Origin of the sequence: Campylobacter concisus, from assembly GCF_002914005.1 — a bacterium.
GTDB classification, from domain to species: Bacteria; Campylobacterota; Campylobacteria; order Campylobacterales; family Campylobacteraceae; genus Campylobacter_A; species Campylobacter_A concisus_N.
Genome location: NZ_POZU01000045.1, coordinates 1 through 13,243 on the forward strand (window position 1 = coordinate 1; position 13,243 = coordinate 13,243).

Genomic DNA, 13,243 nt, shown 5'->3' on the forward strand with positions numbered 1-13,243 from the left:
GTTATTTTTATATTTAGATAAGCTTTTTCTTGTATAATACGATTTTCTTTCAACTGTGGGTTCATAGCTCAGTTGGTTAGAGCATCCGGCTCATAACCGGATGGTCCCAGGTTCGAGTCCTGGTGAACCCACCACCTACTTTATCAACATTAAAAAATCAAAAATTTTTCATCACTTTCTCTTAGGTTTTAAAATATTTTTAAAATACAAAAAATGTTTAATAGTCCAAAATTTAAGCCAAATTTTCTAAACTCTCTCTAAAATTTCCTTGCGTTTTTGCCAATCAGGCATATAAAGCGTTAGATAGTCATAGAATTTCTTTGAGTGATTTGGATAGAGCAGGTGAGCAAGCTCGTGAAATACGACGTACTCGATACATAATTTTGGCTTTTTGATAAGCTCTATATTTAAATTTATATATGATTTATAGGGGTTGCAACTCCCCCATCTTGTTTTCATCTGCCTTATTTTTACACTTTTGATATCTTGTTTTGTTATCTTGTTAAATTCTTGCAAGATATTAAAAAAATATAACATTGCCTTTTCATAGTACCACTCATAAACCAAATTTTCTTTTCGCTTTAGGTCGCTTTTATCTTTTACAAAGATCTCAAGATAGCCTCTTTGCAACCTTACACACTCCTCTTTAGACTGCACGACTTTAAGCCGGTAGCTTAATAGACGTTAGAAACAAAGCCGGACTAACTCAAAGCGAAGTAGCTAAAAGGATGGGCATAACCCAATCAGCCGTAGCCAGAATAGAAAGCGGAGCGTACAACATCAAGTATAAAATATTTTTTAACTACATAAAAGCTTGCGGTAAAAGAGTGGCGATAGTTTGAGTGAGATTAATTATCTAATAAATACTCAAGCCGACAAAGGAGAAAAGTATTAAGCTTTGTCGATTCTCAAGACGGGATTCTTGCGGATACGATAGTTAGGATTTGGAAAAATAAGGCTCTTATAACATGGGCATATTCAAAACGCAACTAAATCGAGGGGTTAATACGACTGCGAAAACTAATACGGCTATATTATAGCGACGCTTGTTTTATTAAATAATCTTAATCCCGCACAAAAATACTCTTCTTTTTGATTTTTATTTCTTGCTCAAAAAACAATCTCTACTTTAATCTTTATTTATGCTATATAAAAACCAACAAAATCTCAATTTTTAAAATTTGCGCTAAAATACCAAATAAAAAAATAAAAGTAAATTTCCATATAAACCAAAATTTACTTTAACTTAATAAAAAATAACAGTTTCTAATTCCATCGTACAGTTTTAGAACTTAATATCATTTATCAAAACATCAAGAATAAATAACCTCTACATAGGATAATATGTTAATAAATACTTACTTAGCAAACTCAAATGAGTTTGCTGTAAGGTCTTGGCAGACGGCCGATATTTTTCTTTGTCTAGGCAAAAGAAAAATATAAAAACTTAGACGAAACTTTATCGCTCGAAAATGATTTTTCATCGGCAAAATGTCTAAGTTTTCATATAAAAAGCCCTTAATGAATATAATTAAGGGCTTTTTATATACGGTCGGCGTGTTTGAGTCATGCACGGGCCATATAACAGTAAAATACGGCTTGATAAAATTAGTTTTTTGACTCGACTCTATAATATAAATTTCCTTCTCGGTCTTACGTCAGGCTGAAAATTATATTTATGATTTTTCAAGATTTAATCTACATATGCGGCAAGTTATGTGCGATCCAATTCTAGCTTTATACTATTTTTACTATTCTTTTATTTCTTATGCAAATAATAGATAATGATAAAATCTTAGTCAAAAAATATTTTAAGATATATGCTAGATTCGCATATATAAATCATCATCGGATACCGATAAAAACGCGCTAAAATACGTTTAAGTTTTTGCTTGATTTAAGCAAGATTTCACTACAATCAAATCCTAAATTTAGATTTTCAAGCTATCATTTCGCAAAAATTAAGGAAAATCATGCAACCTATTTTTACGACCCAAATCACCAAATTTAAAGGCGCGCAAAAAAGCGCCGTTGATGATATTTTGGTGCGCGAGATCAAGCTTGAGATCTACATAAACGGCAAGCGTTTCGGCGCGCTCATGGCGACTCCGACCGATCAGGAGGCGCTAGCTGCTGGCTATCTCATCAGCGAAAATTTGATCGCAAGCCCTGAGGATATCGAGAGTATAGAGCTTTCAGACGATGCTTTAAGCGTACGGGTAAAGGCCAAAATCAACGAAAAACGCCTCGAGCAGTTTGACGAGGAAAAAGTGATAATCAGCGGCTGCGGGCGTAGCTCGACGGCAAACATCGACCCTGAGGCTATGGCGACGCGTGCTATAAAGGCCGACGTCAAATTTAACAAAGACGAAATTTTGCGCCAGATGGGGCAGTTTTACACGCAGTGCGAGCTTTACGAGATGACTGGCTGCGTGCACACGGCCAAGCTTTTTGTTAGCGGCGAGCAGTTTTTTATCGGCGAGGATATCGCTCAGCATAACACCATAGATAAAGCCGTCGGCAAAGCGGTACTAGCAGGCTCGCAGCTACAAAATTCGTTTTTGATGGTGAGCGGCAGGCTAAGCTCAGAAATGGTTGCAAAGGCCGTCATGCACGGCATCCCCGTGCTCGTATCGCGCACGGCTCCGACCAGCCTTGGTGTCGTGATAGCGCGTAAATTTAACCTCACGCTGTGCGGCTTTGCGCGTGGCGAAAATATAAATGTATATAGCGGCGCGGAGAGAATCTATGAGTGAGCAAATCCGCGAACTGATAACCAAACTGCTAAATCCAAAGGGCAGGCTAGACTGCGGTGCGGCGTTTAGGATCGCCGCAAAACTAGGCGTAGAGGTCGGTCTGGTTAGCGACGAGGCCGAAAAAATGGGCGTAAAGATCGACAACTGCGAGCTGGGGCAGTTTGGCGGGCTGGAAAACGGACGGGGCAAATACACCGTGATGACGCAGCTAAAACAGATGACCGACGAAAAGGACAGGATACTGTGCAAAGACGCTAGAGACGCGGCTGCGGGCGTGGGGCTAAAGACGATCCGCTCGACGCTAAAAGACTATAAAATCGACGTAAAATACTGCCAGTTGGGGTGTTTTAAGGAGAAAAAAGGAAAAAAGATGAGAGTAAAAACCAAAACTTGGATAGAAAACGACGAGGGCGAGCTGATATTCGGTAAGGGCAAAACCGAAGTCCTGGACGTCATCGCCGAGGTCGGCTCGATCTCAAAGGCCGCCGAAATCCTAGGAATGAACTATAAAAAATGCTGGAATCATCTGCAAATTTTGCAAAAAAATCTAAAAGAGGAGCTCTTTACCACCAAACAAGGTGGCGGAGAAAACGCAGGCACGACGCTAAACGAGCGCGCGCATGAGCTCATAAACGCCTATAGGCAGCTTCAAAACGACATCGAGGATTTTGCGGATAAGCGCTTTAAGGAGCTATTTTTGAAAAAAGACGGCGAGAAAAAAGACGAGACAAACGATAAAAAGAAATAAAACCACATCAAATTTAAGGGAGAAAAAATGTACGTAAAACTAAACGATAGGGTCTATCTAAACAAAGATAAGATCACCAGAATAAAGGTAGATAGCGTCCAAGACGGTATCAGGATCCGCTTCTACGAGGGGCAAAATCAAGTCGCTAAAAGCGGACGCTTCGAAACCGAAGCAAAAGCTATCGAGTGGCTAGAGAAAAATTTTATAAACAAATAATAAAATGGTCGTGAGCCTCTGTGGCTCGCGCTTCTGTGCTTTATCAAGTTAAATTTGCCGCCTTGCGGTTAAATTTAGCTTGCCTCAATTTAATCTCCAAATTTACTAAATCATTTCCACCGCAAAAGCCCCAAATTTGCGAAAATTTACTATAATTATCGTATCAAATTTAAAGAGTAAAAAATGCTAAATTTAGACGAAATTCGAAAAAATATCATACTAAAGCGTGACGTGCATTATTTTGATTTCGCGGCTTCGGGGCTTGCTTATGAGCCCGTAGAGCGCGAGATAGCGGACGTCCTCAAAACCTACGCCAACACCCACTCCGATAGTAGCTCAAGCGCCATCATCACGCAGCGTCGCTACGAGGGCGCGAGAGAGAGCCTAAAAAAGCTACTTGGGCTTGACGAGCGGTTTTATCTCATCGCCTGCGGGCAGGGTGCGACGGCCGCGATCAAGAAATTTCAGGAGCTGCTTGGCATCTATCTGCCGCCTGCAACCAGAGGCGCGATCGGCGAGGCAAATTTGCGCGCCGCGCAGCTTCCGCTCGTGCTCGTTTCGCCCTACGAACACCACTCAAACGAGCTTAGCTTTCGCGAGGGGCTTTGCGACTACCTGCGCGTACCTCTTAGCGAGACGGGCGAGATCGATCTGCTCGCACTCGAGCGCATCCTAAAGCTAAATGCGGGACGCCGCATCATCGGCTCGTTTAGCGCCGCCTCAAACGTCACGGGCGTTGTTAGCGACTACAAAAAAATCAGCGAGCTAATCAGAGCCGCAGGCGGTATCGTGGCCTTTGACTGCGCGGCGCTCGGCTCGCACGCAAATTTAGATTGCGACTACTTCGACGCGATTTTCCTCTCGCCGCATAAATTGCTCGGCGGACCTGCTAGCTGCGGGCTTTTGGCGATCAAAAAGGAGCTGTTTAACAGCGACGTACCGACCTTTGCCGCGGGCGGGACGGTCACCTACGCTAACCGCGAGGGCCACGTGTTTTTGAAAAATCCCGAGCAGCTAGAAGAAGGCGGTACGCCACCTATTATCGGGCTTATGCGGGCAAATTTGGCCTATGCGTTGCGAAACGAGGTGGGCTTCGAGCAAATAAAAAGTGCCGAGGACGAGCTAGCGCGGCTTTTTGAGAGCGAGCTAGCGGGCATTGATGAGATCATAAACTACGCTCCAAAGGGCGCGCCGCGGCTGCCGATTTTTTCATTTAACGTGCGCGGCGTCTCGGCGTATGATTTTGCCGCGAGCCTTAGCAACGACTTTGGTATCCAGACGCGCGCGGGCGTGATGTGCGCAGGCCCGTACGCTCACGATCTGCTGGGTATCAAGGAGGGGCGCATGCCAGAAGCCAAGCCCGGCTTCGTGCGCGTGAGCCTGCACTACACGCACACCGAGCAAGACGTGCTATATCTAGTTGGTGCGATAAAATCCTGCATCAAAAAGCACCGCGAGTTTTGGGGCGAGGAAAAGGCGATGTATGAGATGTTCGGCGGGAAGATTTAGCTTTACAATAGTGGTTAACTAGAAACAAAGTCAACAAATTTAAAGAGGCGCTACAAATGAAAATTCAAATAATATCTTACTCCACAATATTTAAAATAAATGATCCGCACATGTCTTGCACTATTAGCACTTTTGAACATCCTAAGAGTTTTGATGAATTTGATATAAATGTTATAGATTTAAATAGTCCTAACTTATGGAGTTTCAGCCCAGAATACCAAAAGTGCACTGAGGCTGTATATCACCTTAAAACATTAAAAGAAATTATGGAGAACTCTAAAAAAAGCATGTCTATCATATTAATGCCTGCGAACACAAAAGTATCATTGCTTCGTTCTGGAGGCTTAACTGCTCAAACTATTTTAATTAAAGATATTATCAAGCAAATTAATTATGAACTATGCGAATTAACCTTGTCTTATGCGCGGCTAAGATATGAAATAAGTACAACAACCATAGACGAACAGGATTTTTATTCGGATTTTGTATTTGACGATGTAGATTACGAAACTATCAAGCGGTCTAATGGTGGTAAAAGCACAATAATAAAACATAATGAAAGACTATATTCTACTACCCTTCTCATAAAAAATACAGCCAACGATTTAGGAATTTTAATATCATTTATTCTTCCTAGATTTAAAAAATCCGATGTTCCTGATTGGTTTAACAGTTTGGAATACTTTGATGATGCTGCGTTAAAAAATAAACGTGGTGAATTATTGGATATGTATCAGCAGATTGAAAATATAGACAGGCAAATTAATAAAAACAATAAATTCAAATCAATCCTATATTCAACGGGAGATGAGCTAGTTGGTGTAGTGAAGGAAATTTTAGTAGATATTTTCAAACTAACAGACAGTCATTTTATAGATGTGAAAAAAGAAGATTTTAGATTCGAATTTGAAGATGTTAACTTTATGGTAGAGATAAAGGGAATAAATACAAACGTCAAAAATAGCAATATAGCACAGTGCAAGAAACATGTAACTGATTTAATAGCCGAAGACGACACCAAGTCTCCTGGCAATGTAAAAGGCTTGCTAATAGTTAACCCTCAACGTGACATAGAGCCTGGCAAAAGGGAGCCGATACATGCCAATCAAATAAGCTATGCAAAAAGTGAAGGTATATTAATAATAACGACTTTAGAATTACTAAAATTATATCAAGCATACACTAAAGACGAAGTTGTTAGTAATAAATGTTTTGAGACGTTTAAAAATAACGTCGGAGAGTTTAAATTTGATTTATAAAAAGGGCGTAAAGTGCACCCGAATCACGCAAATTTAAGCCATAAATTCGACTCAAATTTGCGCGTAAATAAAATTAGTTTTTGCGACTGTTTGCGTCAGGCGTGAAAAGCGGCTTATCTAGCAGCTTAAAGTCACCTATAAATTTCTGACCCTCTTCGCTTGTAGCCCATTTTATAAATTTCTCTGCATTTTCGATGTCAGTTTTAGGGCAGTGTTTTGGATTTACTGCGATTAGAGAGTAGAAGTTTTTAAGATCGTTGTCGCCCTCGTTGATGATGACCATCTCAGGATGACCTTTTTGGTTTGCTTCATATTTAATGTAAGTACCACGATCAGTAAATGTAACGCCTTTTTGCTCAGCAGCAGCATTTATCGTAGCTAGCATACCTTGGCCTGTTTGCATATACCAGCCGTCTTTTTCAGGGACTTCACCAGCGATCTTTTTCCAGATGCCTTTTTCTTTATTGTCTGTGCCTGATTTATCGCCACGTGAGAAGAATTTGATACCATCTTTTTTGATAAGCTCAAAGCTCTCTTTTATATCTTTACCTTTAAATTTATCAGCGATTGATTTATCAGCGATAACGACGAAGTCATTATACATTACGGCATTTCTTTTTAAGCCAAAACCTTTTTCTACAAATTCTTTCTCAACTTTTGGTGAGTGAACGAAAAGTATGTCAGCGTTGCAGTCTTCGCCAAGCTTTAGTGCAGCGCCTGTGCCAACAGCTGTCCATTTTATATCAACGCCTGTTTTTGCCTTATAAACTGGATAGATCGCGTCAAGCAAGCCAGTGTTATCTGTACTTGTTGTAGTCGCCATGATTAGTTCATTATCAGCGCCAAACACCAAAACTGCGGCTGCTAGTGAGCCTAAAATAATCTTTTTCATTTTTCTCCTTTAAAAAAATTGTGATATTATAGCACATTTAAAATAATCTTAAGAAATATGCTAGGAAAGAATAATTGGATTTTTTACTTCACGGCTTTGCAGAAGCCTTTAATCTACTTTTAAACGGCAATCTTGAAACATATTCAGCCATCAAGGCTACCCTTTACACATCAAGTGTGTCGATACTTTTTGCCGTTCTTATAGGCTTTCCACTTGGTTTTTCGCTTGGATTTTATGACTTTAAGGGCCGCAAAATTTTACGCCTTCTAAGTGACACAGCTCTTGCCATGCCAACGGTTGCGATCGGTCTTATTTTATATGCATTTATCACGAGAAATGGCCCGCTTGGCAGCCTAAATTTACTCTTTACGCTAAAAGCGGTCATGCTGGGTCAGTTTGTGCTAGCCCTTCCTATCATCATCTCGCTTACTGCAAGCGTGGTTGAAAATATGGAGACAAAGCACTATCTAACTATCCTAAATTTACGCCTTGCGCCAGCAAAGCTAGTTTTTTGCGTGCTTTATGAGTTGCGCTACGCTCTCATGGTAGTTATCGCCACAGCCTACGGCAGAATCGTGGCTGAAGTGGGCATTGCGATGATGATAGGTGGCAACATCAAGTATTTTACCCGCACGATCACGACTGCGGTGTCGCTGGAGACGAACAAGGGCGAGTTTGCGATGGGTATCGCGCTTGCGTTGGTACTTATCTTTATCGCATTTGCCGTAAATTTGACGATACACGCGCTAAAAAGGCTGGATAAATGAAATTTGATAAATTTAGAAAATTTACGCTCGCAAAAAGCGGGCTAGGCGCGTCAAACTTGAGTCTTTTCGTAAATTTAACGAGAAAGGCGCAAAGTGATAAACGTTAGAAATTTACGCCTAAACTACGGTACGAGCGAGATTTTAAACATCCCGCGCCTTGATATCGACGTTAGCAAAATCACCGCGCTAACTGGCGGCAACGGCAGCGGCAAAAGCACGCTGATGCGAGTGATGTCGTTTTTGCAAAAGCCCACTAGCGGCGAAGTGCGGCTGTGGGGGAGCAGCGCGCCGAGTCTAAATTTACTGCGCGAAGTTAGCGTTTTGTTGCCCGAACCCGCGCTTTTAAAACGCTCCGTGAGGGAAAATTTTAGAGCCGTTTTAAAAAGCCGCGGAGTGCTAGCTGAATTTGAGCAAAGGGCTAGCGAGGCGTTAAATTTGGTCGGGCTTGACGAGAGCTTTTTAAGCAAGCGCCACTTTGAGCTTAGCTCGGGACAGACGCAGCGCATTAGCTTTGCGTTAAATTTGGCGCTTAGATCGCGTCTATATCTACTCGACGAGCCGACAAATAGCGTGGACGTGGGCACTTCAAAGCTTTTTGGCAAGGCGGTGCTTTACATGCGGCAAAGATACGGCTGCGGCTTTGTGATCGCTAGCCACGACGACAAATGGCTAAGCGCGGTCGCCGAAGAAAACGTCTTTTTACACAAGGGCCGCGTGTGCGAATTTGAATACAAAAATGTATTTGACTCGCGGGACGGGGTTTTAAAATTTGACGAAAATGCGAGCGTAAATTTGCCGCAAAATTTACGTAACGCCGTAAAGATCGCCGTAAATCCAAGCAAAATAACGCTAAGCAAAACGCCGATAGATGGGTATTTGGGCGGCATCTTGCACTCGGTTTCGCTCTATCTTGGCAAAGAGCTTTTGGTGAAAATCAAAGTCGGCGACTTTTTGATTAAAACGCTGGCGACGAATTCGCAAAATTTTAGAGTCGGCGAAAATATTTATTTTAAATTTGACGAGGAAGCGTTTTTGGGGCTTGAGTGAGCCCTGAAATTTTGCAAATTTCGCTTCAAATTTTAAATTTAGACTCGTTTAACGCCCGTTAAAAGAGCCTAGTTAAAAGTAAACATCAAAATGAAGCGTAAATGCAATATATATGCTGAAATTTCATATTTATTTTACCTCCTAAAATTCGCCGTAAGCAATATGCAACTAAGGCATATTTAAGCATATATTAATTTTTTTGATTTATTTTTTTTTAAGTATAAGAAATAAGCCAAAAAGTAGTATAGTTTCACAATCGAGAAAAATCTCAAAAAATAGACAAAAATGATAAAGGAAGGCGATGACTAGCAAGGGCGAATTTGCGGCGGGACGTGGGCTTTACTACTCGCTATTTTCGCGTTTTTTCGTTTTTAGCCAAGAAGCCGATAGATTTAGCGGCGTAAACGCGATGCTAGGCCTTGCCTCGGCGCACGCTCTAAACGAGGAATCGGCCGCCGCGATAATGCGCATACAGGCAAAATTCGACGAGAAAAATTCGCAAAATTTAGCGGATGAATTCGATGAAATTTTCCACGCTCTGCCAAGTCCGCTTAGAAACTCGCTGTCCTACTACGACGAGGGCTACGAGGTCGGACACGCCTGCGCAAAAGTGCGTAAAATTTTAGCCCGCACAGACATTAGGCGCGATGAGGCTAAATTTAAAGAAAACGAAGACAACGTGGGTTTCGTGTTTGCGCTAATGAGCGAATTTATCGCGCGAGAGAGCGAGCTGGAGCTATACGGCGAGCTTGAGGAGCAGCTTTTTAAAGAGATCATAAACCCAAACATCGACGAGTTTATAAATGATCTTTTTAACCACGAAAGCAGCGAAATTTATAAAGACGTCGCAGTGCTTTTGCAAGGATTTATAGAGTTTGAGCGCGTAGTTTTAAGTGCGCCGCGCCCTATAAATCAAGGCGAAAACAAAAAGACTTTGGACGGAGTTTCAAGATCTGAGGCCATAAGAAGACAAAAAAACCGAGTGAGAAAGCTAAAAGCTATGGAGGAAGAAAATGCAAAAAAATAGGCGAGAATTTTTAAAAAAGGCGGGGCTAGTCGGCGCGGTAGCGGCTACGGCCGGAGTAGCGACGGCAGCGGCGTCAAACCTAAAATACGGTAAAAGCAAAAAGACCGAAGTGCTTTATAAAAGAAGCAAAAACTGGGATCTATACTACGAACAAGCGAAATAATAAAAATTTAAGAAAGGATAAATATGTCTGAGGCAAATTTACGTCTTATGCCCCACTCAAACGCAGTCGGGCGAAGATCGTTTTTAAAAATGGCCGCGCTAGCAGGCGTAGCGGGCGGCATGAGCGGGCTGGCCGCTAGCGGCGTAACTAGAAGCGCCACAAAAGAAGAAATGGCAAATCCGTTTCCAAACTCTAAAATCGTAAAAACCGTTTGTACGGTTTGCTCCGTTGGATGCGGAGTGCGCGCCGAGGTAGAAAACGGCGTTTGGGTACGCCAAGAAGTAGCCCAAGATCACCCGGTAAGCGCTGGCGGCCACTGCTGTAAGGGTAGCGACGTCATCGATATGGTGCGCTCTCACTGCCGCGTAAAATACCCGATGAAAAAAGTAGGCGGCAAATGGAAACGCATCAGCTACAAAGAGGCTCTTGATGAAATAGGCGCCAAACTAAAAGCGTATCGCGAAAAAAATCCAGAGCAAGTAATGTTTCTAGGCTCTGCAAAAGATTGCAACGAACAAAGCTATTATATAAGCAAATTCGTAGCGATGTTCGGGACTAATAACCTAGATCACCAAGCCCGTCTTTGACACAGCTCTACAGTCGCCGGTGTGGCGAATACTTGGGGTTACGGAGCTATGACCAATCATCTTGGAGATATCCAAAACGCGAAGTCTATCTTTATAGTAGGCGCAAATCCGGCGGTAAATCATCCGGTCGGCTTTAGACATTTTCTAAAAGCGAAGGAAAATAACGGCGCAAAGCTAATCGTGGTCGATCCAAGATACACGAGAACTGCGGCTAAGGCTGATTATTTTGCTCAAATTCGCACCGGCACGGATATACCTTTTATGTACGGCATGATGAATATCATCTTTCAAAACGGCTGGGAAGATAAGGAATTTATAAACGACCGCGTCTACGGTATGGATCTGATCCGCGAAGAGGCTGCCAAATGGACGCCCGAAGTCGTAGCCGATGTTTGCGGGATCAAAAAAGAGACTCTTCTTGAGATAACCGAAGTTTATGCCAAAAATCGCCCGGGATCGGTCGTTTGGGCGATGGGTCTAACTCAGCACACCATAGGCAGTTCAAACACTCGTATCGCTCCGATCCTGCAACTAGTGCTAGGAAATATGGGCGTATCAGGCGGCGGCTGTAATATCCTGCGCGGTCACGACAACGTTCAAGGCGCGACAGATATGGCGAATTTGCCGACCGAGCTACCCGGGTACTATCCAAAAAACGAAGCCAACTGGAAATACTTCGCTAAGATGTGGAAAGTAGATTTTGAATGGCTCCAAAAGAATTTCGTTAAGCCTGAAATGATGTTTAAACCCGGATTTACGCTATCAAAATGGTGGGCGGGTGTGCTTGACGGTAAAAACGGCAACGAAGCCGTAGATAATGCCGGCGACAGTATAAAAGCCTTAGTGGTAATCGGCAACGGTATCACATCAACCGCGCAACAAGTAAAAGTAAAAGAAGGCCTAGATGCGCTTGAGCTTTTAGTGCTGGTAGATCCTTTCGTAAACGATGCCGGCGTGATAACTGACAAAAAAGACGACGTCTACATACTGCCTGCGGCGACGCAGTTTGAAACCAGCGGTACGGTTGTAGCGACAAACCGCAGCGGCCAGTGGAGAAGCCAGGTTGTAGAGCCTTTGTTTGAGAGCATGCCCGATCACGAAATTTTATTCGAGCTTGCCAAAAGGCTAGGATACTATGACGAGCTAACGCGTACGATCAGAGACGCCGAAGGCAAGATCGAGTGGCCTGAAGTCGCTACGCGCGAGATCGCAAATATAATTAAAACTATCGGCATGACGGGTTGGACTCCGGAAAGGCTCAAAAAGCACCAAGAAAACTGGGATAAATTTGACGAAAAAACAAGTCTAGGAAAACCTGGTACCGTAGTCGAAGGCGAATACTACGGCTTGCCGTGGCCGTGCTGGACGGAGGATCATCCGGGTAGCCCGATACTTTACGATATAAACAAATCCGTTAGGCAAGGCGGTATGGGTTTTAGAAACCGCTTCGGCTTAGAGCATAACGGAGTTAGCCAATTAGCCGCAGACGGTAGCGCGCCAGTAGATTCGTTTGTCAAGGGCGGATATCCGGAAATCAAAAAAGATAACATCGAAAAGGTGCTAGGCATCACGCTAACCGAGGATGAAAAGGCTAAAATAGGTGGCAGCTGGATACATGACGATAGTAATATCATCGCTAAAAAATGCATGGAGAAAAACATCGCTCCGTACGGCAACGCGCGAGCTAGGACGATCGTTTGGACTTTTGCGGATCAAATTCCTCTTCACAGAGAGCCGCTTCATACGCCTAGATTCGATCTAGCACAGAAGTATCCGAGCTTTGAGGATAAGAAACTTCAAAACCGCGTCGATACAAAATTTAAATCCGTCCAGCTAGCGAAGGACTACTCAAAAGAATTTCCTATTATCCTCACGACGGCTCGCCTCGTAAATTTTAGCGGCGCGGGCATGGAGACGAGAGCTAGTATGTATCTAAGCCGCTTGACGCCTGAGATGTTTGCGGATATCCACCCTGAACTTGCGGCTAAACACGGCATTAAAAACTGGGATTTCATCTGGGTTCATTCGCCTGAAGGTACTAAGGTTAAGGTGCGCGCCAGAGTGGTACCGTCCGTTAAACCCGACACTATCTTTATGCCGTTTCATTATGCGGGTTATATGCAAGGCGTTGATATGACGGGTAATTTCCCGGAAGGCACCAAGCCTTATGCGGTAGGCGAGAGCGCAAATACCATCACTAACTACGGATATGATATAAACACTCAGATTCCTGAAACCAAAAGCGGTCTATGCCGCATAGAAAAGGCGTAAA

At 42.9% G+C, this 13,243-nt stretch carries 12 protein-coding genes, 1 tRNA gene and 1 pseudogene; 12 read left to right on the forward strand and 2 right to left on the reverse strand.

The window, feature by feature from the left end; genetic code table 11:
- Positions 1-57 precede the first annotated feature (57 nt).
- Positions 58-134 (forward strand) — tRNA-Ile (locus CYP54_RS05165).
- A 112-nt stretch (positions 135-246) separates the two neighbouring features.
- Here the strand turns inward: CYP54_RS05165 and CYP54_RS05170 are convergent.
- Positions 247-675, reverse strand: a pseudogene (locus CYP54_RS05170) (M48 family metallopeptidase); the annotation flags it as partial.
- Between the two features lie 2 nt (positions 676-677).
- Here CYP54_RS05170 and relB point away from each other — a divergent pair.
- From relB to CYP54_RS05205, 6 genes are all read left to right on the forward strand, one after another.
- Positions 678-842: a type II toxin-antitoxin system RelB family anti-toxin gene (gene relB, locus CYP54_RS05175; protein WP_181001527.1), complete on the forward strand. Its 165-nt coding sequence runs from the start codon at positions 678-680 to the stop codon at positions 840-842.
- Between the two features lie 1,131 nt (positions 843-1,973).
- Entirely contained in the window at positions 1,974-2,756 is a 783-nt protein-coding gene (fdhD, locus tag CYP54_RS05185; RefSeq protein ID WP_103604452.1) for a formate dehydrogenase accessory sulfurtransferase FdhD, read from the forward strand.
- The gene (locus tag CYP54_RS05190; RefSeq protein ID WP_103604453.1) at positions 2,749-3,504 is read left to right on the forward strand and encodes a winged helix-turn-helix domain-containing protein; all 756 of its coding nucleotides are present in this window, start codon (positions 2,749-2,751) and stop codon (positions 3,502-3,504) included. The genes fdhD and CYP54_RS05190 overlap by 8 nt, the downstream gene beginning before the upstream one ends.
- A 27-nt stretch (positions 3,505-3,531) precedes the next feature.
- Positions 3,532-3,720: a hypothetical protein gene (locus CYP54_RS05195; protein WP_002951016.1), complete on the forward strand. Its 189-nt coding sequence runs from the start codon at positions 3,532-3,534 to the stop codon at positions 3,718-3,720.
- Between the two features lie 183 nt (positions 3,721-3,903).
- On the forward strand, positions 3,904-5,229 hold the full coding sequence (locus CYP54_RS05200) for an aminotransferase class V-fold PLP-dependent enzyme (RefSeq protein WP_103604454.1): 1,326 nt from the start codon (positions 3,904-3,906) through the stop codon (positions 5,227-5,229).
- A 56-nt stretch (positions 5,230-5,285) separates the two neighbouring features.
- A complete protein-coding gene (locus CYP54_RS05205; RefSeq protein WP_103604455.1) occupies positions 5,286-6,488 on the forward strand; it encodes a hypothetical protein in 1,203 nt (400 codons plus the stop codon).
- A 73-nt stretch (positions 6,489-6,561) separates the two neighbouring features.
- On the opposite strand, the gene tupA is transcribed toward CYP54_RS05205, so the two are convergent.
- A complete protein-coding gene (gene tupA / locus CYP54_RS05210) occupies positions 6,562-7,380 on the reverse strand; it encodes a tungstate ABC transporter substrate-binding protein TupA (RefSeq protein WP_103604456.1) in 819 nt (272 codons plus the stop codon).
- A 74-nt stretch (positions 7,381-7,454) separates the two neighbouring features.
- Here tupA and tupB point away from each other — a divergent pair, with 74 nt between their 5' ends.
- The 5 genes from tupB to CYP54_RS05240 all read left to right on the forward strand — a co-directional run bounded on the left by tupB (position 7,455) and on the right by CYP54_RS05240 (position 13,242).
- The gene (gene tupB, locus CYP54_RS05215) at positions 7,455-8,147 is read left to right on the forward strand and encodes a tungstate ABC transporter permease TupB (protein ID WP_103604457.1); all 693 of its coding nucleotides are present in this window, start codon (positions 7,455-7,457) and stop codon (positions 8,145-8,147) included.
- Positions 8,148-8,240: 93 nt separating this feature from the next.
- Positions 8,241-9,194: a tungstate ABC transporter ATP-binding protein TupC gene (tupC, locus tag CYP54_RS05220; protein WP_103604458.1), complete on the forward strand. Its 954-nt coding sequence runs from the start codon at positions 8,241-8,243 to the stop codon at positions 9,192-9,194.
- Between the two features lie 301 nt (positions 9,195-9,495).
- Entirely contained in the window at positions 9,496-10,221 is a 726-nt protein-coding gene (locus CYP54_RS05225; RefSeq protein ID WP_103604459.1) for a TorD/DmsD family molecular chaperone, read from the forward strand.
- Positions 10,208-10,384 carry a twin-arginine translocation signal domain-containing protein gene (locus tag CYP54_RS05230; protein WP_009496297.1) on the forward strand — a complete coding sequence of 59 codons (177 nt, stop codon included), beginning with the start codon at positions 10,208-10,210 and terminating at the stop codon, positions 10,382-10,384. Before CYP54_RS05225 ends, CYP54_RS05230 begins: the two co-directional genes overlap by 14 nt.
- 47 nt (positions 10,385-10,431) lie before the next feature.
- Complete coding sequence (locus CYP54_RS05240; RefSeq protein ID WP_258033670.1) at positions 10,432-13,242, forward strand: molybdopterin-dependent oxidoreductase; 2,811 nt, start codon at positions 10,432-10,434, stop codon at positions 13,240-13,242.
- The last annotated feature ends 1 nt before the right edge of the window (position 13,243 follow it).